The 25,134-nt window shown below is 74.7% G+C and carries 19 protein-coding genes and 1 pseudogene; 15 read left to right on the top strand and 5 right to left on the bottom strand.

Annotated features, from left to right (window positions below):
* Positions 1-90: 90 nt before the first annotated feature.
* Together HS048_RS10100 and HS048_RS10095 are read left to right on the top strand one after the other, a co-directional pair.
* The gene (locus HS048_RS10100; RefSeq protein ID WP_196466787.1) at positions 91-261 is read left to right on the top strand and encodes a hypothetical protein; all 171 of its coding nucleotides are present in this window, start codon (positions 91-93) and stop codon (positions 259-261) included.
* Between the two features lie 216 nt (positions 262-477).
* Complete coding sequence (locus HS048_RS10095) at positions 478-1,935, top strand: NAD(P)/FAD-dependent oxidoreductase (RefSeq protein WP_068894667.1); 1,458 nt, start codon at positions 478-480, stop codon at positions 1,933-1,935.
* 186 nt (positions 1,936-2,121) lie between these two features.
* Here the strand turns inward: HS048_RS10095 and HS048_RS10090 are convergent, their stop codons facing one another.
* Entirely contained in the window at positions 2,122-3,936 is a 1,815-nt protein-coding gene (locus HS048_RS10090; protein WP_196466786.1) for a gamma-glutamyltransferase family protein, read from the bottom strand.
* Between the two features lie 127 nt (positions 3,937-4,063).
* Between HS048_RS10090 and HS048_RS10085 the strand changes: the two genes are divergently transcribed.
* From HS048_RS10085 to HS048_RS10065, 5 genes are all read left to right on the top strand, one after another.
* On the top strand, positions 4,064-5,299 hold the full coding sequence (locus tag HS048_RS10085; protein WP_196466785.1) for a sensor histidine kinase: 1,236 nt from the start codon (positions 4,064-4,066) through the stop codon (positions 5,297-5,299).
* 98 nt (positions 5,300-5,397) lie between these two features.
* Positions 5,398-6,045, top strand: a complete 648-nt coding sequence (locus HS048_RS10080; protein WP_196467845.1) for a response regulator transcription factor — start codon at positions 5,398-5,400, stop codon at positions 6,043-6,045.
* 70 nt (positions 6,046-6,115) lie between these two features.
* Positions 6,116-6,739 (top strand): Uma2 family endonuclease, encoded by a 624-nt coding sequence (locus HS048_RS10075; RefSeq protein ID WP_196466784.1) that lies wholly within the window; start codon positions 6,116-6,118, stop codon positions 6,737-6,739.
* Between the two features lie 119 nt (positions 6,740-6,858).
* On the top strand, positions 6,859-7,992 hold the full coding sequence (locus tag HS048_RS10070) for a sulfite exporter TauE/SafE family protein (protein WP_196466783.1): 1,134 nt from the start codon (positions 6,859-6,861) through the stop codon (positions 7,990-7,992).
* Positions 7,993-8,077: 85 nt separating this feature from the next.
* The gene (locus HS048_RS10065) at positions 8,078-9,574 is read left to right on the top strand and encodes a tetratricopeptide repeat protein (RefSeq protein ID WP_196466782.1); all 1,497 of its coding nucleotides are present in this window, start codon (positions 8,078-8,080) and stop codon (positions 9,572-9,574) included.
* Between the two features lie 63 nt (positions 9,575-9,637).
* Here HS048_RS10065 and ald read toward each other — a convergent pair whose 3' ends face one another.
* Entirely contained in the window at positions 9,638-10,756 is a 1,119-nt protein-coding gene (gene ald / locus HS048_RS10060; protein ID WP_068894663.1) for an alanine dehydrogenase, read from the bottom strand.
* Between the two features lie 40 nt (positions 10,757-10,796).
* Positions 10,797-12,191: an aspartate aminotransferase family protein gene (locus HS048_RS10055; protein ID WP_068894662.1), complete on the bottom strand. Its 1,395-nt coding sequence runs from the start codon at positions 12,189-12,191 to the stop codon at positions 10,797-10,799.
* Between the two features lie 283 nt (positions 12,192-12,474).
* On the opposite strand from HS048_RS10055, the gene HS048_RS10050 reads away from it, so the two are divergent.
* The 4 genes from HS048_RS10050 to HS048_RS10035 all read left to right on the top strand — a co-directional run bounded on the left by HS048_RS10050 (position 12,475) and on the right by HS048_RS10035 (position 17,772).
* Positions 12,475-13,824, top strand: coding sequence for a M20/M25/M40 family metallo-hydrolase (locus tag HS048_RS10050; RefSeq protein WP_068894661.1), 1,350 nt, complete (start codon positions 12,475-12,477; stop codon positions 13,822-13,824).
* Between the two features lie 89 nt (positions 13,825-13,913).
* A complete protein-coding gene (locus HS048_RS10045; RefSeq protein WP_196466781.1) occupies positions 13,914-14,825 on the top strand; it encodes an ATP-binding cassette domain-containing protein in 912 nt (303 codons plus the stop codon).
* Positions 14,822-17,176 (top strand): YhgE/Pip family protein, encoded by a 2,355-nt coding sequence (locus HS048_RS10040; RefSeq protein WP_196466780.1) that lies wholly within the window; start codon positions 14,822-14,824, stop codon positions 17,174-17,176. Before HS048_RS10045 ends, HS048_RS10040 begins: the two co-directional genes overlap by 4 nt.
* 14 nt (positions 17,177-17,190) lie before the next feature.
* Entirely contained in the window at positions 17,191-17,772 is a 582-nt protein-coding gene (locus HS048_RS10035) for a TetR/AcrR family transcriptional regulator (protein WP_196466779.1), read from the top strand.
* Positions 17,773-17,937: 165 nt separating this feature from the next.
* Here the strand turns inward: HS048_RS10035 and HS048_RS10030 are convergent, their stop codons facing one another.
* On the bottom strand, positions 17,938-18,462 hold the full coding sequence (locus HS048_RS10030) for a cysteine dioxygenase family protein (RefSeq protein ID WP_230880792.1): 525 nt from the start codon (positions 18,460-18,462) through the stop codon (positions 17,938-17,940).
* 75 nt (positions 18,463-18,537) lie between these two features.
* Between HS048_RS10030 and HS048_RS38765 the strand changes: the two are divergent.
* Both HS048_RS38765 and HS048_RS10015 read left to right on the top strand, forming a co-directional pair.
* Positions 18,538-19,593 (top strand): annotated as a pseudogene (locus HS048_RS38765) (LysR family transcriptional regulator); the annotation flags it as partial.
* A 252-nt stretch (positions 19,594-19,845) separates the two neighbouring features.
* Positions 19,846-20,490, top strand: a complete 645-nt coding sequence (locus HS048_RS10015; RefSeq protein ID WP_068894658.1) for a LysE family translocator — start codon at positions 19,846-19,848, stop codon at positions 20,488-20,490.
* A gap of 109 nt (positions 20,491-20,599) precedes the next feature.
* Here the strand turns inward: HS048_RS10015 and HS048_RS10010 are convergent, their stop codons facing one another.
* The gene (locus tag HS048_RS10010) at positions 20,600-20,902 is read right to left on the bottom strand and encodes a hypothetical protein (protein WP_068894657.1); all 303 of its coding nucleotides are present in this window, start codon (positions 20,900-20,902) and stop codon (positions 20,600-20,602) included.
* Positions 20,903-21,087: 185 nt separating this feature from the next.
* Here HS048_RS10010 and HS048_RS10005 point away from each other — a divergent pair, with 185 nt between their 5' ends.
* Together HS048_RS10005 and HS048_RS10000 are read left to right on the top strand one after the other, a co-directional pair.
* On the top strand, positions 21,088-23,049 hold the full coding sequence (locus HS048_RS10005; RefSeq protein ID WP_196466778.1) for a protein kinase: 1,962 nt from the start codon (positions 21,088-21,090) through the stop codon (positions 23,047-23,049).
* Complete coding sequence (locus HS048_RS10000; protein ID WP_196466777.1) at positions 23,049-25,124, top strand: serine/threonine-protein kinase; 2,076 nt, start codon at positions 23,049-23,051, stop codon at positions 25,122-25,124. Before HS048_RS10005 ends, HS048_RS10000 begins: the two co-directional genes overlap by 1 nt.
* Positions 25,125-25,134 lie beyond the last annotated feature (10 nt).

Below are 25,134 nucleotides of genomic sequence, written 5' to 3'. Positions count from 1 at the left end.
AGCACCGGGAACGGCCCGGGTACGGTCCGGGTACGGTCCGGGTACGGGAACCCGGGTTGAAAAGTCGCGATGTGTCGCTAAAGTCGACCCATGTCTGACCCTCAGATCGACCCGGCAGGGAACACCCAGCAGTTCCGCGCGTTCGCACAGCGCAAGGACCCGGAGGCCGTCCCGCAGCGGCGGTCTCCGATCGTCCCCGTCGTGGCGGGCGTGGTGGTGGTGCTGGTCATCGCCGCCGTCGCCGCCTACCTGATCCTCTAACCGCGCCTGAGCCACGCGGCAGGGCGGCGACCGCCCCGCCGTACGACCCGACGTATGTCCGCTCGCGCCGAAGGCCTCGCCCTCGGCGCTTTTCGCGTACCCCTGGGCCGATTCCGTACCGACCGGTCGGTTTCTCGGAGTGCTCCGGCGCCTTGGGGATGGACGGCACGCAGGCCCGCTCGTTACATTGGACTTCGCGTCCAATAAGGAGATGGGATGAGAACCTCCCCCGGGATGACCATCATCGGCTCGGGCTTCGCCGGGCTGTGCATGGCGATCAAGCTCAAGGAGGCCGGATACCACGACTTCGTGATCCTGGAGAAGGCCGGCGAGCTCGGCGGCACCTGGCGGGACAACACCTATCCCGGCTGCGCCTGCGACGTCCCCTCGCACATGTACTCCTTCTCCTTCGAGCTCAATCCCGGCTGGTCGCGGATGTTCCCGCCGCAGGAGGAGATCCGGGACTACATGCGCGCCTGCGCGGAGAAGTACGGCCTCGGCCCGCACCTGAGGTTCGGCAAGGAGGTCGTCTCCCTGGAGTACGACGACGCGGCCCGCGACTGGCGGGTCGGCACCGCCGACGGCGAGGTGTTCACCACCAACGCGGTCGTCTCGGGCGTCGGCGCGCTGCACGTCCCGTCGCTCCCGGAGATCGCGGGCCGCGAGCGCTTCCGCGGAGCGGCCTTCCACTCGGCCGCCTGGGACCACTCGGTGGACCTGACCGGCAAGCGGGTCGCGGTGGTCGGCACGGGCGCCTCCGCGGTGCAGTTCGTCCCCAGGATCGCCGAGCGGGCCGCGCACCTGACCGTCTACCAGCGCACCGCGCCCTGGATCCAGCCCAAGCCCGACTTCGCCTTCCCGGAGCGGACGAAGCGGCTGCTCGCCCTGCCCGGCGCGGCCCGGGCTCTGCGCAACGCGATCTACTGGGTGCTGGAGACCCGTGCGCTCGGCTTCACCGTCGACCCGCGCCTGATGAAGGTGCACGAGGCGGTCGCCCTGCGCCACCTGGAACGGCAGGTGCCCGACCCGGGGCTGCGGGCCAGGCTGACCCCGGACTACACGATCGGTTGCAAGCGCATCCTGCTCTCGGACGACTACTATCCCGCGCTCACCAGGGAGAACGTCGAGGTCGTGACCGACGGGATCAGCGAGATCCGGGAGGGCTCGATCGTCGACGCCGCCGGCCGGGAGACCGAGGTCGACGTGATCGTCTACGGCACCGGCTTCAAGGTCGTGGACGCGCTGAACGACCAGCGGATCACCGGCCGGAACGGCCGGAAGATCCAGGACGCCTGGCAGGACGGCGTCGAGGCCTACTACGGCGTCGCGGTCTCGGGCTTCCCGAACCTGTTCTTCCTCCTCGGGCCGAACACCGGCCTGGGCCACAACTCGGTCGTGTTCATGATCGAGTCCCAGGTGCGGTACGTCATCGAGTGCCTGCGGCTGCTCTCCCGCACCGGGGCCAGGGCGCTGGACGTCCGTCCCGAGGCCCAGCGCGACTTCAACGACCGCCTCCAGCGGCGCCTCTCCGCCCTGGTCTGGAACGAGGGCGGCTGCCGGAGCTGGTACCTCGACTCCCGCGGCGTCAACCGCACCCTCTGGCCGGGTTTCACCTTCGAGTACTGGGCTCGGACCCGGAAGGTGAGACCCGGCGCCTACCGGCTCATCCGCTGACCGCCCGAGGACGGCGGACGGCCCGGTCCCGGACCGGCGAGGCGCCGATCGCCTCCCGGGCCCAGGCCTGCGGCGCACCGGCCGCCCCCGGCTCCGGACCTGCGGCGCACCGGCCGCCCCCGGCTCCGGACCTGCGGCGCACCGGCCGTCCCCCGGCCGCGGCGGGCCGGGAGACGGCCGGCGCGGTCACCGCGCCGGGGAGACGACCAGCGCGCTGCCGCCGCCCCGGCGGGACGGCTCGGCGACCGCCTGCAGCCGGCCGCGGCCGAGGAACTCCACCGCGGTGGCCGCACCGATCTCCGGATTGAGGACCAGGCTGTGGCCGCGCCCGGTCAGCTCGGCGCCGTGGCGGTCGATGAACCCCTGCTCCGCCTGGGTCTGGGCGGTGTTGCGCTGGGTCGCCCGGGGTGCGGCGAGGGCCTCGGGCAGGGACATGCCGAGCTCCCAGCGGTTGACGAGGATCTGCAGCACGGTCGTGATGATCGTGGACCCGCCCGGCGAGCCCAGGGCCAGCAGCGGCTCGCCGTCGGCCAGGACGATCGTCGGGGCCATGGACGAGCGGGGCCGCTTGCCGGGACCGGGCAGGTTCGGGTCGCCGGGGGCCGGGCCGAAGGTGAAGTCGGTCAGCTCGTTGTTGAGCAGGAAGCCCCGGCCGGGGACGACGATGCCGTTGCCGCCGGTGGACTCGATGGTGATGTTGTAGGCGACCACGTTCCCCCGCCGGTCCGCCACCACCAGGTGGGTGGTCTCCGGGCCCTCGGGGGCGGCCGTGCCGGTCTCCGGGGCCGCCGGGGAGTCCGCCGGGCACGGTCCGTAGGCCCCGTCGGGCTCCCCCGCCGGGGCCGGGTGGGCCATCGCCCGCTCGGTGACCAGGCAGGCGCGCTCCTTGGCGAACCCGTCGGAGAGCAGCTCCGCCAGCGGCACGCCGGGGACGTCGCCGACGTACCTCCCCCGGTCGGCGAAGGCCAGCCGGGACGCCTCCAGGTACTCGTGCGGGCCGACCTCCGGCAGCGCCTCCAGGATGTTCAGCGCCTCGCCGACGGTGGAGCCGCCCGAGGACGGGGGCGCCATGCCGTACACGTCCATGCCCTTGTAGACGACCTTCGTCGGCGGCCGCTCCAGCGCCCGGTAGGCCCTCAGGTCCGGCAGCTCCATCAGGCCCGGCCGGACGTTCCTGGTGGAGCCGGGCGTGACCGGCGGCCGCTTCACGGTCGCCACGACCTCCTCGCCGAGCCGCCCGCCGTACAGCCAGCCGGGGCCCTTCCTGCCGAGCGTGCGGTAGGTCTCGGCCAGCTCGGGGTTGCGGAACGTGGAGCCGACCCGCGGCGGTGCGCCGCCGGGCAGGAAGAGCTTCGCGGTGGAGGTGAAGTCCGCGAACCGGGCCGCGTTGGCGGCGGTCTGGTCGTGGAACGTCTGGTCGACGGTGAAGCCGCGGTCGGCCACCTCGACGGCGGGCTGCAGCGCCTGCCGGAGCGAGAGCGTGCCGAACCGGCGCAGTGCCAGCTCCCACTGGGCCACGCTGCCGGGCACCCCGGCGGACAGCCCGCTGGTGACGGCCTCCTCGAACGGGACGCCCTCCAGCGAGGTCGCCGTCATCGCCTTCGGGGCCGTCTCGCGGCCGTCGATCGTGTGGACCTTCCCGCGCCGCGCGTCGTAGTAGAGCAGGAACCCGCCCCCGGCGAGTCCGGCCGAGTAGGGCTCGGTCACCCCCAGCACGGCCGCGGCCGCGACCGCCGCGTCGACGGCGTTGCCCCCGCGCCTGAGGACCTTCAGCGCCGCCCTGCTCGCGTCCGGATCGACGGTCGAGACCGCGCCGCCGTACCCTTCGGCGACGGGGACCTTCCCGGTCTGGCCGCCGCCCGGTCTCCCGGTCGTCGGCGAGGCGGCCGGCGCGACCGGCTGCGGGGTCGGCGGCGGATCGGCCCAGGCCGGCGGGGTGAGCACGGTGGAGCCCGCCACCAGGATCACTGCGAGGGGCGCGACAGAGCGATTAGTGATCATATGTCCTCCCGCGCTCAGCTTTACCCACCTCGGCAGGGTTGTCAGCCTCATGTACCGCCGAAGATGTAGCGGCGCCCGCGCCTCCGGGCGGACGCGCAGGTCAGGCGGGCGGGCGTAGGGTGCTGGCGTGCGCTCCCGACCCCGCTGGACCGACCGGATGCTCCCGCTGATCGTGGGAGCCGTTCAGGTCGCGACCAACCACGCGGCGCAGGGCAACCAGCCCGAGCGGCTCCCGGCGGACCCGCTCGGCGTCGTCCTGCTGCTCATCGGGCCGCTCGCCCTGTTCTGGCGGCGGCGCAACCCGGTGCTCGCCCTGACCGTCACCGTCGCCGCGATGATCGTCTTCATCGCCCGGGGCCACGCCTACGGCCCGATCTTCTTCAGCCCGGCCATCGCGCTCCACCAGGCCCTCGTCCTGGGCCACCGCCGGACCGCCTGGACGGCGGCGGCGGCGGCCTACACGTTCTTCCTCGTGCACACCACCTGGCTGGCGCCCGTCCCCAGCACAGGCCTGTGGCACTCCCTGGCGATGGCCGCCGTCATGGGGGTGCTGCTGGCCACGGGCGAGTTCGCCCGGGCCAGGCGGGAGCGCAAGGCCGAGCGGGAGCGGACGGCGCGGGAGGAGACCCGGCGGCAGGTCAGCGAGGAGCGGCTGACCATGGCCCAGGAGCTGCACGACGTGCTCGCGCACAACATCTCACTCATCCACGTCCAGGCGTCCACCGCGCTGCACCTGATCGACGACCACCCCGAGCAGGCCCGCACCGCGCTCACCACGATCAAGCAGGCCTCCAAGGACGTGCTGACCGAGATGCGCTCGGTGATCGGCGTCCTGCGCGACGACGCGCCGCGCTCCCCCACCGCCGGGCTGGACCGGCTGGACGAGCTGGTCGAGCGGAGCGGCCTCGACGTCACCGCGGAGACCTCCGGAAGCGTCCGGCCGCTCCCGCCGGGCGTGGAGCGGGCCGGATACCGCATCGTGCAGGAGTCGCTCACCAACGCGCGCCGCCACGCCCCCGGTTCCTCCGTCACGGTCCTGCTGGAGTACGGCGCCCGCGAACTGCTGATCCGGGTCACCGACTCCGGCGCCCGGGTCACCGCCGCGGGTCCGGACGGCCGTCCGGCGGGCGCGCCCGGCGGGGGACCGGACGCGGACCCCGGCGAGAGGCTGGGCGGCGGGAACGGGATCCCCGGCATGCGCGAGCGGGCCGCCGCCCTCGGCGGCACGCTGACCGCGGGCCCCTTCGAGCGGGGCTTCCGCGTCGAGGTGCGACTGCCCGTCCCGGAGCGGCCGGGTGACGCCCGCGCCGGGCGGGACGCCACCGCGTCCGCCCCGGGGAGGACACCGGAGAGGACACCGTGAAGGACGCCGGGAGGAAGGACACCGGAGGCCCCGGGGAGGACACCGTGACACCCGCGCCCGGCCAGAGCCGTGACGGCGCCCGCAGCCGGGTGGACGACGTGATCAGGATCGTCCTCGCCGACGACCAGGCCCTGGTCAGGGCCGGGTTCCGGGCGCTGCTCGACGCCCAGCCCGGGATGACCGTGGTGGCCGAGGCCGCCGACGGGGCCGAGGCCCTCGTCCTGGCGGAGGAACACCGGCCGGACGTGGTCCTGATGGACGTCCGGATGCCCGGCATGGACGGCCTGACCGCCACCCGGCGCATGCCCCCCGGACCGAGGATCATCATCCTGACCACGTTCGAGCTCGACGAGTATGTCTTCGAGGCCCTCCGGGGCGGCGCCAGCGGCTTCCTGGTCAAGGACACCGAGCCCGCCGAGCTGATCCAGGCCGTCCGCGTCGTCGCCGCCGGGGACGCCCTGCTCTCCCCCGGGGTGACCCGGCGGCTGATCGCCGAGTACGCCGGCCGTGCCAAGGAGCCCGTCGCCGGGATGGACCTGTCCGCGCTCACCGACCGGGAGCGCGAGGTCCTCGCCCTGGTGGGCACCGGGATGACCAACGACGAGATCGCCCGTGCGCTCTTCATGAGCCCCGCCACGGCCAAGACCCACGTCAGCCGCACCATGACCAAGCTGCACGCGCGCGACCGCGCCCAGCTCGTCGTGATCGCCTACGAGTCCGGCCTGGTCCGCCCCGGCTGGGCCTGAACTCCTCGCGATCCGGCCGGGCGTTTGCGATACTGAACGTGTTCACAAGAACACGAAGGGACACGCGACCATGGTCATGACGTCACGGCGGCAACCCGCCGACCTGCGCCCCACCCCCGAGACCGCGTCCCGGCCCCTGCCCAGCACCGCGCGCGAACTGTTCGACGCGCTCCCGCAGCTGCCCGGACTGCGGACCGAGGTCATCGACGGGAGTCTGATAGTGAGCCCGGTAGGTACCCCCGAGCATGCTCGGATCGCGATGCGTCTCTACTCCGCTCTGTTGCCGATCATTGAGGAGCGGGGCTGGGACGGTTTCAGCGGCAACGTCGACGTCTGCATCGACGGACCCCGCGACCCGGTCGAGCCCGACTTCGTGCTGGCCCCGGCCGACTGCCCCCGCTGGGGCACGCGTGAGCTGCTCTCCTCCGGCCTGTTCATGGTCGCCGAGATCGTCTCCCCCGGCAGCGTCATCGACGACCGCGACCGCAAACCCGACCTCTACGCCATGGGCCTGGTCCCCGTGATGCTCCTCATCGACCCCGTCGCCGCCCCCGCCACCGTGACCGTGTTCAGCGACCCCAAGGGCGGCGAGTACCACACGGTCTCCCGCGTCGCCGCGGGCAGCCCCCTCCACCTCCCCGCGCCCGTCGACTTCACCCTGGACACCTCGATCTTCGCCGACGCCCTCGGGTAGTCCGGACCGGCCCCGCCCCAGGCCCTCCGCCGTGGCGGCGGGTGAGCGAAGTGTCACTGTTCGCTCCGGCCGGGGGCGGTTAGCGTTCGGGGCGTGAGGACCCGGGCGGGGGGCGTTCGTTGAGCGCCGAGGTGATCACGCTGTTCACCGGCGGTCTGGCCGCCGGAGCGGTGGCGGGCACCGCGTCGTGCACGGCGGCGCAGGGCGGGCTGCTGGCCGGGCTGGTCCCCGGAGCCCGCCAGTCCGGCAGAGGCCGCGGAGCGCCCGGCGGGACGCCCCGTGGCGGCACGGCGCCCCGCAGGACGTCCGGTGGCCCGTGCTCCCCCGGGAGCGGCGGGGTGTCCGGAGCCGCGGACGGGGGGTGCCACCCGTCCCGCGAGCCGTCGGGTCCGAAGGCCGTCACCCTCTTCCTCGCCGGACGGCTCGCCTCCCACGTCGCCGCCGGGGTCCTGCTCGGCCTCCTGGGCTCCGCCGTACGGCTCGGCCCTCCGGTCCGGGCGGCGCTGCTCGTCGCGGCCGGGATCGCGGTCACCGGCTTCGGGCTCCGGCTGCTCGTCCGCGGTTCCGCCTCGTGTCCGCCGGACGCGTCCGCGTCTCCCGCCGATCCGACTCCGGTGCCACCGCCCGCTCCCGGCGGCCCCGCGCCCTCCGCCCGGCGGGCCGAACCGCGATCCGCCCGGCGGGCCGTGCTGCTGGGGGCGGCGACGGTCCTGGTCCCCTGCGGGGTCACGCTCAGCACCGAGGCGGTGGCGGTCTCCAGCGGTTCGGCGGTGGGCGGGGCGGCCGTCATGGCCGGGTTCGCGGCGGGCACCGCGCCCGCGTTCGCGCTGCTGGGGCTGGTGCTGCGGCGGGTGACCGCGACCAGACTGGCGGCGCTGGCCGGGGTGGCCGCGCTGGCCGCGGGCCTGTGGACCGCCGGTTCGGGACTCCGGCTGGGCGGCTGGCTCCCTTCCTCCGGCGGCGCGGCGGCCGCCGTGCCACCCGTGCGGCCGGTCGACGCCGACGGCGTGCAGCGGATCGACGTCTGGGCGACGGACCGCGGCTACCGGCCTGGCATCGTGACCGCCCGCGCGGGCGTGCCCACCGAGGTCTCCTTCCACCTCGCGGGGGCGCCGGGCTGCACCGGGACGGTCACCGTCGACGGCCGGGACCTGAGGCTGCCCGCCGCGGTACGGCTCGCCCCGCGGCGACCGGGCTCGCTGCGTTACGTCTGCTCGATGGGGATGTACGTCGGCTTCATCACCTTCCGCTGAGAAATCCCCGAGCAGAAGAGGTGATTACGCTCCGCTGTCAATCCGTCGCGTGCGAACCTGTGGCTTGGCTGCGAGGAGGTTGGACATGGGGTGGTGGCCGGACGACCCGGAGACGACCACGGCGGCGCTGGTGCCCGCGCCCCGGGGCACCGGGCACGACGCTCCGGACGGCGCGGGTGAGACGGGCGGCGCGGGTGAGACGGGCGGCGCGGGCAAGGCGGGCGAGTTGGTCGACGAGGCGGCCCTGTTGCGGGCCGCCGAGAGCGGTGACTCGCACGCCGCGCACCTGCTCGGCCGCCGCCACGCGCAGCGGGGCGACCGGTCGACGGCGCGGCACTGGTGGGAGCGGGCCGCGGCCGCGGGAAACCTGGACAGCGCCTACAACCTCGGCGTCTGGCACGAGAAGCACGGCAGCCTCGACGAGGCCGTGCGCTGGTACGAGCTGGCCGCGGGCGGCGGCGACGCCGAGGCCGCGCTCAACCTGGCGACGCTGCTGATGGAGCAGCACGGCGACCTGCCGGCGGCCCGGCGGTGGTTCGAGGCGGCGGCCCGGGCGGGTTCCCGGCCCGCGGCCCGGCGGCTGGCCCTGATCTGCGAGGACGCCGGCGAGGTGAAGGAGGCCGGGGAGTGGCACCGCAGGGCCGCGCTGGACGGCGACCCGCTCTCGGCCCACGATCTCGGCTTCCTCGCCTACTCCTCCGGCGCGGAGGACGAGGCGCTGCGCTGGTGGGAGCTGGCCGCCCGGAACGGCCACTCCGACGCGGCCTACCATCTCGGCCTGCTCATGGCCGCCCACCGCGATCCGGAGGGCGCCGAGGCGTGCTACCGGACCGCCGCCAGGAACGAGCATCCGGGCGCCGCCTCGCGGCTCGGCGGGATCGCGCTGGCCCGCGGAGACCTGCGCGCCGCCCGCGCCTGGTTCGAGCAGGCCGCGCAGGCGGGGCGGGTGGACGACCAGCGGACGGCCGGTTTCGTCTGCGTGGAGCTGAAGGACCCGCAGGCGGCCAGCCACTGGTTCGGGAGGGCGGCGGCCTGTGGCGACGCCGAGTCCGCCTTCAACTTCGGGCTGCTGCTCATCGCGGAGCTGAACGACCTCAAGGGCGGGCAGCACTGGTTCCGCCAGGCGGCCCTGGCCGGTCACCGCCAGGCGGCGGCCGAGCTGGCGGCGCTGCTCTCGGTGACCGGCTCGGCGCCCGAGCTGACCGAGCTCTACCGGAGCGAGCCGTGGCCGCCGGTCCCGCCCTCGTCGCCGTGGGACCGTACGGCCGAGCCCGAGCTGGTCGCCCGCGCCGAGCTGACGGCCGCCGCCGTGGGCCGCCGGGGCGGCGCCGCGCTCGCCCCCGGCGACCTGGCCGAGATCCTCGGCACCTGGGACCTGGTCACCCGGCCGCTGCTCGACCACACCGGCGTCGTGGACTGGCTGGCCGAGCGGAGCGGGCTGCACCGGGGCGCGGTCGAGCACCTGAGCGCGGTCAGGGCCACGCTGCTCCGTCCCGGCAGCGCCCCCTGGCCGACCCCGGCCGAGATCGAGCACGTCCTGGTGACCGCCCGCGAGCTGCGGAGCCGTCTGGAGACGCGCTGACGCCGCCCGCCGTACGCGGCGCCGGGGGGCGGGCGCGTACGGCGGGCGGCGGGACCCGGCGGGTCACGCCTGGGCGAGCACCTCGGAGACCGGTGTGAACGGCAGGCCGAGGGCGACGGCCACCTGCTCGTTGGTGAGCAGGCCGTCGTGGGTGTTGAGGCCCGGCGCGAGGGTCGCGTCCTGCCGCAGGGCCTCGCGCCAGCCCAGGTCGGCGAGCCTGACCGCGTACGGCAGGGTCGCGTTGGTCAGGGCGCGGGTGGAGGTGTTGGCCACCGAACCCGGCATGTTGGCCACGCAGTAGAAGATCGAGTCGTGGACCCGGTAGGTCGGCTCGGCGTGCGTGGTCGGACGGGAGTCCTCGAAGCAGCCGCCCTGGTCGATCGCGATGTCGACGAGCACGGAGCCCGGCTTCATCCGGGAGACCAGGTCGTTGGAGACGAGCGTCGGGGCCTTGGCGCCCGGGATCAGCACCGCGCCGATGACCAGGTCGGCCTCCAGGACCTCCTGCTCGATCGCGTAGGAGGTCGAGACCAGCGTCTTCATCCGGCCCTGGTAGACGGCGTCGACGAAGCGCAGGCGGTCGACGTTGAGGTCGAGAACCGTGACGTCCGCGCCCATGCCGACCGCGATCTGGGCCGCGTTGAGGCCGGAGACGCCGGCCCCGATGACGACGACCCTGGCCGGCGCCACGCCGGGCACGCCGCCGGGGAGCAGTCCCCGGCCGCCGTTGGACCGCATCAGGTTGTAGGCGCCGACCTGCGGGGCCAGGCGCCCGGCGACCTCCGACATCGGGGCGAGCAGCGGCAGGGTGCTCCCGGCCTGGACGGTCTCGTAGGCGATGCCGGTGACCCGCCGCTCCAGGAGGGCGTCGGCGCACGCGCGGCCGGCCGCCAGGTGCAGGTAGGTGAAGAGCACCTGGCCCGGGCGCATGCGGGGGTACTCCTCCGCGATCGGCTCCTTGACCTTGAGGACCAGGTCGGCCTCGCCCCACACCGCGTCGGCGGTGTCGAGGATCTTGGCGCCGGCGGCCAGGTAGTCCTCGTCGGGGAAGTGCGAGCCGAGGCCCGCGCCGCGCTGCACGGACACCTCGTGGCCGTGGCGGACCAGTTCGTGCACGCCGGCCGGGGTGGCGGCGACGCGGTACTCGTGGTTCTTGACCTCGGCGGGCACGCCGATCTTCATGGGGGGTTTCCTTTCCGGAGCCTGGACGGGACGGAGGCGATCAGAGCCGGTTCCATGCCTCGGTCAGCACGGAGCGGAGGATCGACTCCATCTCGTCGAACTCCTTGGGGCCGCAGATGAGCGGCGGGGCGAGCTGGATCACGGGATCTCCGCGATCGTCGGCACGGCAGTACAGGCCCGCGTCGTAGAGGGCCTTGGAGAGGAACCCGCGGAGCATCCGTTCGGACTCGTCCGCGGTGAACGTCTCCTTGGTCGCCTTGTCCTTGACGAGCTCGATGCCCCAGAAGAATCCGGAACCGCGCACGTCGCCGACTATCGGCAGGTCGAGGAGACGCTCCAGGGTCGCGCGGAAGACCGGCTCGTTACGGGTCACGTGACCGAGCAGGTCCTCGCGCTCGAAGAGGTCGAGGTTGGCCAGCGCCACCGCCGCGGAGACGGGGTGGCCGCCGAAGGTGTAGCCGTGGGCGAACATCTCGGTGCCGTTCTTGAACGGCTCGAAGAGGCGCTCGGAGGCGATCATGGCGCCGATCGGCGAGTAGCCGCTCGTCATGCCCTTGGCGCAGGTGATGATGTCGGGGACGTAGTCGAACTTCTGCCCGCCGAACATGGTGCCCAGCCGGCCGAAGGCGCAGATGACCTCGTCGGAGACGAGCAGCACGTCGTAGGCGTCGCAGATCTCGCGCAGCCGCTGGAAGTAGCCGGGCGGCGGGGGGAAGCAGCCGCCGGCGTTCTGCACCGGCTCGACGAAGACGGCGGCCACGGTCTCCGGGCCCTCCATCTCGATGGCGCGGGCGACCCGCTCGGCGGCCCAGTAGCCGTACTGCTCCGGGGTCATGCCGGGGACGCCGGTGATCTCGTCGGCGCGGTAGTGGTTGGTGTTCGGCACCCGGACCGAGCCCGGCACCAGCGGCTCGAACATCACCTTGAAGGCGGGCACGCCGGTGATCGACAGGGCGCCCTGGGTGGTGCCGTGGTAGGCGATCTGGCGGCTGATGACCTTGTGCTTGAGCGGCCTTCCGGTGATCTTGAAGTACTGCTTGGCGAGCTTCCAGGCGGTCTCGACGGCCTCGCCGCCGCCGGTGGTGAAGAAGACCCGGTTGAGATCGCCGGGGGTCTGCGCGGCCAGGCGCTGGGCCAGCTCGGCGGCCTTGGGGTGGGCGTAGGACCACAGGGGGAAGAAGGCCAGCTCCTGGGCCTGCTTGGCGGCGGCCTCGGCCAGCTCGCTGCGCCCGTGCCCGGCCTGCACGACGAACAGCCCGGCCAGGCCGTCGAGGTAGCGCTTGCCGTTGACGTCGTAGACGTAGGCGCCCTCGCCCCGCGTGATCATCGGCACGTCGGCGCCGGCGTGGGAGCCGTGCCGGGTGAAGTGCATCCACAGGTTGTCCTGCGCGGCCTTCATGACCGACGTCACGTCGGTGTTCTCGGGGTGCGTCATCGCCATCTTCCCTCGGTGAGCTGGGCTTCCCACAGTGTGCACACCAAGGCGGAGTCTTGACAAGTGAAAGCGTCGGACTCTGCAGGAAGAACGCCGGAATTCGCATCACAGTCGTCTAACGACAACGAAATCAGCGACGCCGGTCTTCTCCCTGACCCACCTCGGAGCGGCCCCGGGCCGGAGTACGGCGGAGCGGCCCGTGAGGTGCGGCGCCCGGACAGGACCGTGCGGCGGCTGTGCTCAAATAGGGAGAGGAACAGCTGTCGAGATGCGAGGGAAAGCGTTGACTCCTGACGAGATCGAGGGCGCCGTCGCCGCGGACCTGCCCCGGGCGATCGAAGAGCTCAAGCGGCTCGTCTCCATCCCCTCGGTGGCCTTCCCCGGCCACCCGGAGGAGCCGGTGCGCGCGGCCGCCGCGCTGACCGAGGAGCTGCTGCGCGGCGCGGGGCTGCCGCACGTCCGGCAGATCCCGGTGGAGGGCAGCTTCCCCGCCGTCTACGCCGAGGCCCCCGCCCCGCCGGGCGCGCCGACCGTGCTGCTCTACGCCCACTACGACGTCCAGCCCGCGGGCGACCCCGCCCTCTGGCGCACCCCGGCCTTCGAGCCGACGGAGATCGACGGGGCGATCCACGGTCGCGGCGCCGCCGACGACAAGTCCGGCATCATCTCCCACGTCGCCGCGCTCCGCGTCTTCCAGGGCCGCTTCCCGGTGGGCGTCCGGGTCCTCATCGAGGGCCAGGAGGAGTACGCCGGGGAGCGCCTGGAGGCGTTCGTCGAGCGCAACCCCGAGCTGGTCCGGGCCGACACGATGATCATCGCCGACACCGGCAACCCGCGGGTGGGCGACCCGTCGGTGACCACCTCGCTGCGCGGCATGGGGGCCTTCACCATCGAGGTGCGGACCCTGGAGGAGCCGCTGCACAGCGGCTCGTTCGGCGGCGCGGCCCCGGACGCCCTGGCGGCGCTCATCCGGATGCTGGCCGCCCTGCACGACGACCACGGCGACATCCGCGTCCCCGGCCTGCCGCGCGGCACCTTCCTGGGGGTCGGGCCCTCGGAGGAGGAGTTCCGGGAGACCGCCGGCGTGCTGGACGGGGTCTCGCTGGTCGGTTCCGGCTCGCTGGCCGACCGCCTCTGGGCCTCCTACGCCATCACCGTCACCGGCCTGGACGTGCCGACCGTCTCCGGGGCGATCAACGCGGTCCAGCCCGCGGCCAGGGCCCGCGTCACCGTGCGCGTCCCTCCGGCGGGCGACCCCAAGACGACCATCGAGGCCGTGGTCGGCTTCCTCCAGCAGGTCGCCCCCTGGGGCGTCCGCGTGGACGTCACCGACTACACCATGGGCTCGGGCTTCCTCGCCGACACGGCGGGCCCGGCCCGCTCCGCGCTCAACCGGGCCATGGAGCGCGCCTACGGCCGCCCGCCGCGCGACGTCGGCGCGGGCGGCTCGATCCCGCTGGTCTCCACGCTGGTCAGGCAGTTCCCGGCGGCCGAGGTCCTGCTCTTCGGGGCCGAGGACGACGGCGCCTCGATCCACGCGCCCAACGAGCGGCTCGTCATCGAAGAGCTCCGCCGCACGATCGTCTCCGAGGCGCTCTTCCTCCAGGAGTACGGCTCCACCGCGGCGGGCTGATCCGCCGCGCGGCCCCGCCCGCGGAGGGCGGGGCTTTTTCCTGTGCTATTTTTTGTACTGACCAGTCAGTTTTAAAAGTGGAGGTTCCGATGCCCGGAGGGGTGACGGTGCACGCGGCGGGGCTGTCCCTGGAGGGCGGGCACGGGCCGGTCTACCGGGACGTCGGCCTGGACGCCCCGGCGGGCAGCCTCACCGCCCTCGCCGGGCAGGCGGGCAGCGGCCGGACCAGCCTGCTGCTCACCCTGGCCGGGCGCATGAGGCCCACCTCGGGAGTGCTCACCGTCGCGGGGCAGTCCCGGCCGAGGGCGATCCGGCGGGTCGCCGCACTGGGCCTGGTCGACGGGGTCAACGACCTGGAGAGGTCGCTGACCGTCCGCGAACACGTGCACGAGCGGTCCCGGGGCCTGTTCTGGAACGCCCGGAACAGGGCCCGGGCCGCGGCGGCGCTGGAGCGGGCCGGGCTGGACCTCTCCCCCGACGACCGGACCCTGGTCCGCGCGCTCGGCCGCGAGCAGCGGGTACGGCTCGGCGTCGCCCTCGCCCTGCTCGACGGGCCGGGACTGCTCGTGCTCGACAACGTGGACGCCGGCCTCCCCGGCGACCGGCGCGACGCGCTCTGGGCGACCCTGGAGGACCTGGCCGCGCAGGGGCTGACCGTCGTCGCCGCCTGCACGGAGAGCCCCCTGCCCCGGACCCTCCGCCTGGGCGGCCCCGGCCTCCCGGAGCCCGCAGAGCCCGTGGAGCCCTCCGGGCCCGCAGAGCTCCCTGAGGCGGTGGGGCTCCTCGAAGCGGCGGAACCCCTCTCGGCGGTGAGAATCCCCGAGGCGGCGGAGCTCCCCGAGCCCACGGGGCCCACGGCTCCCAGTGCCGTCGAAGACCCCGAACACCCCGAAGACCCCGGTGATCCGGTGCGGACGGGGACCGCACCGGATCCCGGCGACACCGGGGCACGGGACCGGGACGGGAGCGGAGACGCGCCGAGCGAGGAGGGACGGCGGTGAGACCGGTCCGGCTGGGACGGCTGGAGCTGCGGCGCTTCACCCGCTCGCGGCTCACCCGGGCCGCGCTGGCGGGCGTGGTGATGCTGCCGCTGCTCTACGCCGGGCTCTACCTGTGGTCCTTCTGGGACCCGCAGGGGAGGCTGGAGAACATCCCGGTGGCGCTCGTCGTCGAGGACCGCCCGGCCGTGGCCGGTGACGAGACCGTCGACGCGGGCCGGGAACTGGCCCGGGAGCTCACCGAGCGCGAGGTCTTCGCCTGGCACCGGGTGAGCGCCCGCCAGGCCGCCGACGGCGTCGCCGACGGCTCCTTCTACCTCTCCCTGACGATCCCCGCCGACTTCAGCGCCCGGCTCGCCTCGCCCTCCGGCGACGGCACGCCGACCCCGGCGGAGCTGGGCGTCACCGTGGACACCGGCCGCAGCTACATCATGGGCACCATCTCCGACGCGGTGTTCGCCGAGGTCAAGGAGGCCGCGGGCCGTACCGCGCTCAGGGACTACTGGGACGGCGTCTTCGTCTCCTTCGGCGAGTTGCACGACGCGACCGCCAAGGCCGCCGACGGCGCGGAGAGACTCCACGACGGCAGCCGGAAGGCCCTGGACGGCACCGGCGCGCTCCGCCGGGGGGCGGGCGACCTGAGCGACGGGCTCGATCGGCTCAGGAACGGCACCCGGCGGCTCTCCACCGGCCTGGGCACCGCCGCCACCGCCACCGGGAAGCTCACCGCCGGGGCGGAGAAGCTGGCCGCGGGCCTGACCGAGGCGGAGGACGGCTCCCGGAAGCTGGGCCGCGGTCTCGGTGAGCTCACCGAGGGCGCCCGGCAGGTCGCCGACGGCAATGCGGAGGCCCACCGGCAGGTCCACGCCCAGGTACCGAAGATCGATCAGGTGGCGGACGCCACCGTGCCCGCCCTGGAGGAGGGGAGCACCCGGCTGCACGCCCTCGCCCGGGCGCTGGAGCAGGACGCCGCGGCGGCGGCCGCCGCCGGTGGTGGTGCGCAGGGGACGCCCCCTGAGGTGAGCCGGGAGGCCGGGCAGGCCCGCCGGCAGGCCGAGCAACTGCTGGGCCTGCTGGAGAGCGACCCCGGCGCCGACCCGGAGCTGCGGGCCGCCGCCCGGCGGCTCGTGCAGTCCACGGGCCGGGTCGCGAGCGACCTGACCGGCGGAGCGGCGGACGCCCCCGCGGGCGGTGCCGGAGAGGCCCTCGCCCGGCTCCGGCAGAGCGCCCCCCGCGCGGCCGAGGCCGCCCGGTACGCCGACCGGTTGGCCGACCGCGCCTCCGGCGCCGCACGCACGATCGACCAGGCCCGGAACGCGGTGAACCGGCTCGACGACGGGCTCGGCAAGCTGGCCGACGGCTCGGCGAAGGTCCACGGAGGCCTCCGCGACGCCTCGGCCGCCAACGGGAAGATCACCTCCGGCGTGGCCAGGCTCCGCGACGGGGCGGGAGAGCTCTCCGGCGGGCTCACCGAGTTCGGCGGCGGCGTGGCGAAGCTCCACGACGGGGCCGTCCGGGCCGACGCCGGGGTCGGCGCCCTGCAGAGCGGGGCCGGGAAGCTCACCGGCGGCGTCGACCGGCTCTCCGGCGGGCTCGGCGAGCTCGCTGACGGCTCGCGCGAGCTGAGCCGCAGGCTCGGCGACGGGGCCGGGGAGATCCCCGACTACGACGAGGAGGAGCGCGCCGGCCGTACCGCGATGATGAGCGAGCCCGTCACCCTGGCCGGCCACGTCGTCAACGAGGTGCCCAACTACGGCACCGGCTTCGCGCCGTTCTTCGTCCCGCTGGCGCTCTGGGTCGGCGCGATGGTCGTCTACATGGTGCTCCGCCCGCTCAACCCGCGCCTCCTGGCCGGCACGGCCCCCGCCTGGCGGATCGCCGTGGGCGGATGGCTGCCCGGCCTGGCCCTGGGCGCGGCGCAGGCCGCCGTGCTGGCGGCGGTTCTCCGGTTCGCCCTCGGCCTCCAGGCCGCGCACTGGGCCGGGACGATCGGGATCCTGCTGCTCACCACGGCGGCGTTCCTGGCGATCGTGCAGGCGATCAACGCCCTGCTCGGCGCGCCCGGCCGGGTCGCGGTGCTGGCGCTGCTCATGCTCCAGCTCACCTCCGCCGCCGGGACCTACCCGATCGAGACCTCACCGGGGTTCTTCCAGACGATCTCGCCGTGGCTGCCCATGAGCTGGGTGGTCAGCGCACTGCGGCGGCTGATCAGCGGCGGCGACCCGGCCGTGGTCTGGCAGGCCTGCGGGGTGCTGACCCTGTGGACCGCCCTGGGACTGGCGCTGAGCGTCTACGCCGTGCACCGGGGGCGCACCTGGTCGATGCGCCGCCTCCACCCCGAGCTGTCCCTGTGACTACCGTGGTCACCATGATGGCGAGCGGCCGGCGGGCCGAGACGAGGCTGCGGTTGTTCGGCGCGGCGGTGGAGCTGATCGCGGAGCAGGGATACACCGCGACCACCGTGGACGCGATCGCCGAGCGGGCCGGGGTCGCCAAGGGCACCGTCTTCTACAATTTCGGTACCAAGGAGGCCCTCTTCTCCGGCCTGCTCGAGCATGGGGTGGGGCTGCTGTCCACCGCCCTGTCCGGGGCGGCGGCCGGGGAGACCGCGCTGGACGCCCTGGACGCGGTGGTCATGGCGCAGCTGCGGTTCTTCGAGGAGTACGGCGCGTTCGCCCGGGTGCTGCTCGCCGAGATGTGGCGCACCGCCTGGCAGGACGCGGTGGCCAGGCTCCGCCGGGACGTGCTCGGGGTCTACGCGGACGTGCTGCGCCGGGCCGTGGCCGAGGGCGCGGTCCGCGGCGACCTGGACGTCGAGACCGCGGCGACCGCCGTGTTCGGGATGGTGCTGACCGTCGCGATCGAGCGCAGGGCCCTCCACCCCGACCGCCCGGTCGAGCGGGTCCACGCCACCCTGGTCGATCTCCTGCACGGCCGGGTCACCGGTTAGGCGTCCCCGGACCGCTCCCCGCCCGGTCCCCGCACCCGGTCTCCACCCGCCCGGCTCCGCGCGGACGGCGGACGGCGGACGGCGGACGGCGGACGGCGGACGGCGGACGGCGGACGGCGGACGGCGGACGGCGGACGGCGGAGCATGATACCGGTTCGGACCGGCTCAGCGTACGGGCAGGTCGTAGGTGCGCCGCACGCTCGTCGGCTCCACGCTCAGATCGGCTCCGTAGACGTGCAGGGAGATCGCCGTGACGTCGCCGACGTTGTGCACCCGGTGGATGTCGCCGGGCGGGGCGAAGCCGCTGACGTCGCCGGCGCGGTTGGCGGCGCGGCCGATCTCGGTCAGGTGGTCGCCCTCGTCGCGGTAGAGCGTCTCGTACTCCACGCCCTGCAGGACGCCGAAGGCACACCAGGCGATGTGGTCGTGCGGCCTGGTGCCCTGGCCGGGGCGCCACACCACCGCGACGACCGAGAAGCCGGGCTCGGTGTGCAGGGTGTGCCTGACGTAGGTCTCCGGGTCGCCGGCCCGCTCCTCCTCGGTGAGGATCTCCGGCGCGGGCAGCCGCCCGCGGAGCAGCTCCGCGACGGCGAAGGCCGTGGCGCGGGGCTCGGCCGGCCTGCTGAGCAGCTCCCGGATCCCCTCGACCAGCTCGGCGAGTCCGGGACGCGCGAGTGTCATGGTTCCCATGACTCCAGCGTGCGCCTCCCTGACACATAGCGTCCAATGCCTATCTTTCCGCTGATTCATAGATAATGTTGATAGGTGCTCGATGTCGTACGGCTCCGCGTGCTCGCCGCCGTGGCCCGGACCGGTTCGGTGACGGGGGCCGCGCGGGAGCTGCACTACTCCCAGCCCTCGGTCAGCCACCACCTCGCCAGGCTGGAGGCGGAGACCGGGGCCAAGCTGGTCCAGCGCGCGGGGCGGGGCATCCGGCTGACCGAGGCGGGGCGGCTGCTGGCCGAGCGGGCCGCCGAGATCATCGGCCGGGTGGACTCCGCCGCCGCGGAGCTCGCCGCCCATGTGGGCCTGCGCGCGGGCCGGGTCCGGCTGGCCGCCTTCCCCTCGGCCCTGGGCACGTTCGTCCCCGAGGCCGCCGCCCTGCTCGCCCGCGGGCACCCCGGCCTGGAGCTCCGGCTGACCGAGACCGAGCCGCCCGAGGCCCTGCGCATGCTCCGCGCCGGTTACGTGGACCTGGCGGTCATCTTCCGCTACGACGACACCGCCCCTGAGGACGACGGCATCCGGCTGGTCCACCTGCTGGACGACCCCAGCTACCTGGTCGTCCCGGGAGACGGCTTCCCGGTCTCCGCGGGGAGCGGGGGCCCGGGATCGGCCGGCCCGGGATCGGCCGACCTGGAGATGTCCGATCTGGGGATGTCCGACCCGGGAGCAGGCGGACCGGGAACGCCCTGCCCGGGAGCAGCCGGCTCGGAGCCGGGCCGCAGCGTGCCGGGCGGTGGTGTGCAAGGCGGTGACGGCGTGCCGGGCGGTGGCGTGCTGGGCGCCCGGCGTGACGCCCGGTGGATCGCCGGGTGCGAGCGGTGCCGCAGCCACCTGCTCGACCTGTGCGCCCAGGAGGGCTTCGAGCCGGTCATCGCCTTCACCACCGACGACATCGTGGCCGTCCAGGCGCTGGTCGCCGCCGGGATGGGGGTGACCGCCCTGCCCGGCCTGGCACTGCAGGCCCATCGGCACCCGGCGGTCGGCGCGATCGAGCTCCCCGGCTCGACCCGCCACGTCTACGCCGCCACCTACGGCGAGCCGCCCGATCCGCCCGCCACGACCGCCCTGCTGGAGGCCCTGACCTCGGTGGTCCGAGCGGCGCCGTACCGCCTCCCCGGCCCGGACGGTGCCCCGGACCGAGCCTTGGATCGAGCCCCGGACCGAGCCTTGGACGAGGACTCGGAGGAGGACTCGGAGGAGGACTCGGAGGAGGGCATGGGAGAGGGGCCGGAGGGGGACCCGGGAGAGGGTCCCGAGGGGAGGCCGGACGGCCGCCCCCGCTCCCGCCGCGGTGCGCCGCCGGAAAACCGGAGGTGATCAGGGCACGGCCCGGCTTACGATCCGGACATGCCGGATCTCGCGACCCTCGCCCTGTTCACCGCCGCCACCCTCGCCCTGCTGCTCGTGCCGGGCCCCGCGGTGGCCTACATCGTCACCCGCAGCGTCGCCCAGGGCCGCAGCGCCGGCCTGGTCTCCGTCCTGGGCATCCACGCCGGCTCGGTGGTCCACGTGGCCGCCGCCGCGCTCGGCGTCAGCGCCGTGCTCGCCGCCTCGGCCACCGCGTTCACGATCGTGAAGTACCTCGGCGCGGCCTATCTGGTCTGGCTCGGCCTGCGCAAGCTCCTGACGCGTGCGGACGCCGGCGAGACGGCCGGCACGCCGCTCGCGAGCAGGCGGCGGATGTTCTGGGAGGGCTTCGTCGTCAACGTGCTCAACCCGAAGACCGCGATCTTCTTCCTCGCCTTCCTCCCCCAGTTCACCGACCCGGCCGCGGGCCCGATCGCCCCGCAGATCGTGCTCCTCGGCGTGATCTGGATCGCCCTGGGCGTCGCCAGCGACGGCGCCTTCGCCCTGCTCGCCTCCGCGCTGGCCGGCCGGCTGCGCCGCTCGGCCCGCGCCCGCCGCCGTCTCGACGTCACCAGCGGCCTCGTCTACCTCGGCCTAGGCGCCGCCACGGCGCTCACCGGCGAGAGCGCGGCCGCCAAGGCCTGACCCCGGCCCGCCGCACGGGTCCGGAGGCAGAGAGTCCGGCGGCAGCGGGTTCAGGAGCCCGGGCCTGAGAATGCACGAGTCCGGGTCTCGGGCCCGGGGACCTGCGGGTTCAGGGCCGGGGCGAGGTGCGGGTCCAGCCCTTGCTCCAACCCCGGCTGGAGCGACCGGTCGCACCCTCGCACCTGCGGCACACCTGGCGCACCTCGGCGGCCGACCCGCCCGACTCCGGGAACGTCTCCGGCCACCGTACGTGGTGGAAGCGGTGCAGCCGCGACCGGCTGAGCGCCAAGCCGCACAGGGTCTGGTTCGTCCCCGGCCACCAGGCGTGCACCTCGCCCGCGGGCATGCGCACGCCGTCGTCGTCCACCCACTCCCCCGAGGCCGCGACCGAGGGCTCACCGCGTGCGGGCATGGCACACCTCCTCCTGGCGCCGCCCCGGACGCGGGCCGCGCGCCGTCCCCGGTCCCCTGCCCGTACCCGGCCGCTCCATTCGGCCGGGTACGGGCGGCACCGGATCACGTCATGCCCTTCACCCCCGCACGGACCGTGCCCATAATGGGTGATCTACGGCGTCTCCTCCGAGAACGGGACACCCCATGTCACGTGCCGCACCGCTGACCCCGTCCGACCCGCGGGAGCTGGCGGGATACCGGATCACCGGGAGGCTCGGCGACGCACGGCCGCAGGACGCCTACCTCGCCGAAGATCCCTCCGGCGCCCAGGCGGTGATCAGGCTGCTGCCCCCGGGTGCGGACCCCGAGCGGTTCCTGCGGACCGTGGAGCCGCTGCGCGGGGTGTCGGCGTTCGGCGTGGCGCAGGTGCTCGGCGGCGGATTCCACGGCGACCGGCCCTACATCGTGAGCGAGTACGTCGAGGGCCCCACCCTGGCCGAGGCGGTCGCCGCGGACGGGACGCTGCGCGGCCCGGCCCTGGACCGGCTGGCCATCGGCACGATGGCCGCGCTGGCCGCCGTCCACCGGGCCGGCGCCGTGCACGGCGGCATCCGGCCGGAGACGGTCGTCCTGGGCCCCGGCGGCCCCGTCGTCGTGGACTTCGGCCTCACCGGGGCGCTGGCGGCCGTGGAGGGCGCGCCGACCACGCCCGTCGGCCTGCCCGCCTACCAGGCGCCCGAGCAGCTGGACGGGGCCCCGCCCGCCCCGCCCGCCGACGTGTTCGCCTGGGCCGCGACGGTGGCGTTCGCCGCGACCGGCGCGGCCCCGTTCGGGGCCGGCACGGTGGCCGCGACGATCAACCGGGTCCTGCACGACGAGCCGGACCTGTCGGCCGTCCCCGGTGAGCCGGGCGCCCTGCTGGCGGAGTGCCTGGCCAAGGACCCGGCGGCCCGGCCCGCCGCCGGCGCGGTGCTGCTCCGGCTGGTCGGCGAGGAGTCGCTCCTGGAGACGGCCACGGCCATCGCCACCGGCCGGGTCACCGAGGAGCCGCCCACCCGGCCGTCCGGGGGCCGCGGTCGGCGCGCGCTGCTCCTGGGCGGGGCCTTCGTCGCGGTGGCGGCCGTCTCCGGCGCGGCGGTGTACCTGGCGGCGCCGCCGCGACCGGCGGAGGTCCGGCGGGCCGTCGCGACGGCCTCGCCCGGCGGCTCCCTGGCCCCGGCGTCCACCGCCGTCCCGGGCCCGGTCGCGACGGCGCAGCCGACCTCCGCGGCGTGGGAGAAGGTCGAGGAGCCGAGCGCGGAGGTGAGGCTCGACGGCACCTCGACCGTCGTGCACGAGCACCCGTCCGACCCCGTCAAGCTCAGTGCCTACCTGCTGGGCGGCCAGCCGTACACGTCCTACCTGCGGGAGCGGTCCGGCGGCTTCCGCAGGGTCGGCACGGCCGAGGAGGCCGTGCCGTCCCCGGACGGCAGGTGGGTCGCGCTGAACCCGTGGCTGAAGTTCCTCGACTCCGACCAGGACCACGTACGGCTGAGCGACCCGGCCACCGGGGAGCGGTTCACGGTCAACACGGTCAAGCAGCCGCTGCAGACGATGTTCCCGGTCTGGTCGCGCGACGGTTCCCGGCTGCTGATGTCGATCCACGACCCGGACAAGAAGCTGATCACCGGTTTCGTGCTCATCGACCCGGTCGCCCGCACCGCCGCCGCCGTGCAGGCCGAGTACTCCGACGACGTGGCGCGGCCGTTCACCTTCATGCCCGACGGCCGGATCGCCCGCGGGTTCTCGGACGGCACGCGGATCGGGATCAACGTCTACGACACGGGCGGCCGGGTGGCCAGGTCGCTGCACTGGGTGGGCAGCCCGCAGGGCACCTCCTGGTTCTCCCCGTCGGGCGACCTCTTCGCGACCTACTGCCCCAAGGGCGACGGGAGCGTCTGCGCCTGGAGCACCCGGGAGGGCGACCGGCGGGCGACCGTCACGCCGCCCGCGAAGGCGGAGCTGGTCGGCTGGTTCAACGAGCAGCACGTCATCGTGCGGGTCCCGCACGAGAAGGGCGTCCGCTTCCAGCTCGTGGGCCTCGACGGCGCCGTCGAGCGCCTGCTGGTCGACATGCCGAAGAAGAACGAGGCCGTCCTCAGGTTCGACCCGGCCGCCCCGCGCTGATGCCCTCCGCCGCACGCTCCCGCTCCGAGGATCCCGGGCTCCCGGCGGGGTACCGCGTGCTCGGCAGGCTCGGCGCGGGCGGGCAGGGCGTGGTGTACCTCGCGGAGTCGGCCGGGGGCGAGCGCGTCGCGGTCAAGATGCTCCACCGGAGCCCGGCGGGCGACCTGGGCCCGTTCCTCGCCGAAGCCGAGCTGATCCGCCGGGTCCGGGCGTTCTGCACCGCCCAGGTCGTGGACTCGGGGGTGGCCGACGGCCGGCCGTACCTCGTCACCGAGTACGTCGACGGGCCGAGCCTGGCCCGGGTGATCGAGGAGCGCGGCGCGCTGCGCGGACCCGAGCTGGTCCGGCTGGTCTTCGGCACGCTCACCGCGCTGGCCGCCGTCCACCAGGCCGGCGTGGTGCACCGGGACTTCAAGCCGGCCAACGTGCTGCTCGGCCGGGACGGGCCGCGGGTGATCGACTTCGGGATCGCCCGGGTGACGGAGTCCACCGCGGGGACCGACGAGCTGGTCGGCACCCCGCCCTACATGGCCCCGGAGCAGTTCGACGGGTCGGGCGCCGGACCGCCCGCGGACATGTTCGCCTGGGCCTCCACCGTCGTCTGCGCCGCCACCGGGAGCCCTCCGTTCGGGACCGGGCCGACGCCGACGGTGATCAACCGGATCCTGAACGAGCCCCCGGACCTGGGTGGGGCGGCGGAGCTGGACGGCGAGCTGCGCGAGCTGGTGAGCGCCTGCCTGGACAAGGACCCCGCCCGGCGGCCCACCGCCGCGGGCGCGCTGATGCGCCTGCTGGGCGAGCGGGTGCCCGCGCGGGAGATCCTCCCGGAGGGCAGCCGCCGCGCCGTACCGGGACCTCCGCCCGGGGAGGGCCCTACCGCGCCGGGGCCAGCCTCCGGGAAAGGCCCTGCCGCGCCGGGGCCAGCCTCCGGGAAAGGCCCAGGCTCGCTGGGGATACCGGCCGACGGGGGCCCCGCCGCGCCGCCGGACGTCCCGGGGCGGACACGGTGGCGGGGGCGGACGGCGGCGCCGGCCGCGCTGGCCGCCGCCGGGCTGCTCGCCGGGAGCCTGCTCACCGCCCGGCTCCTGGCCGCCGGCGACGTGTCCACCTCTCCGCTGCCCTTCTCCTCTCCGCTGCCGTCCTCCTCCGCCCCCGCCGCCCCGCCGACCATGGCGGCCGCCTCGACGACGGACACCCCCCTCCCCGGCACCGGGATCACGCTGCACGAGAACCCCGCCGACGGGCTCTGGGTCTCGTCCTACCAGGACTGGCGCGACAACCCGGACAGGAGCACGAAGGGCCTGCCCGGGTTCCTGCGGGATCCCCGCACGGGCGCCTTCCGGCCCGCCGGGGCGCTGCGGCTGACGGTGGCGGCCCCGGGCGGGCGCCTGGCCGCGTCGCTCTCGAACTCCCGCCTGATCGCATCCGATTACGACCGCATCACCGTCACGGACCGCGCCTCCGGCGCCTCCTACGACATCCGCACCGTGGACCGGCCGCTGATCACCTTCCATCCCGCCTGGAACGACGACGGCACCCGAATCCTGCTCACCGTCTACGAGGGGGTCGGCGGCGACGCGCCGAGCGTCGGCTTCGCGGTCGTGGACCCGGTCGCGCGTACGGCGCGCATCACCCGGATGCCCGCCGCCGGCCCCCATCCGTACGTGTGGGGCGTCGAGCCCGGCACCGTGATGCACCGGGGCTCCGGCGGGGCGGTCCGGGTACACGGACTCGACGGCCGGGAGCTGCGGGTCCTGCCCGGCGTGGGCGACCTGCACCCGGGCGGCGCCGTCACCACCGCCGAGGGGGGACTGTTCCTGACCTCCTGCCCGGACGCGCCCGAGGACACGTGCGTGTGGACCTATCCCGCGGGGGCCAGGAAGGCCCGGGTGCGGGCCGGCGGGCGGACCGCGGTGCACGGCTGGCTGGACGCCGGACACCTGCTGGCGGTCCGCCGGGGGGAGAAGACCTCCGAGATCGTGATGCTCGACCTGACGGGGAAGGCCGTCCGGGTGCTCGCCGACGGGCCCGCCGGGGAGATCGACGAGGTCGTGCTCTGGTACACGCCCCGTTGACGCGCTCCCC

The sequence above is a fragment of the Planomonospora sp. ID91781 genome (assembly GCF_015711595.1).
GTDB lineage: Bacteria > Actinomycetota > Actinomycetes > Streptosporangiales > Streptosporangiaceae > Planomonospora > Planomonospora parontospora.
Note: the sequence above shows the minus strand (reverse complement) of the source record. Positions and strands in the feature narration are given on the sequence as shown.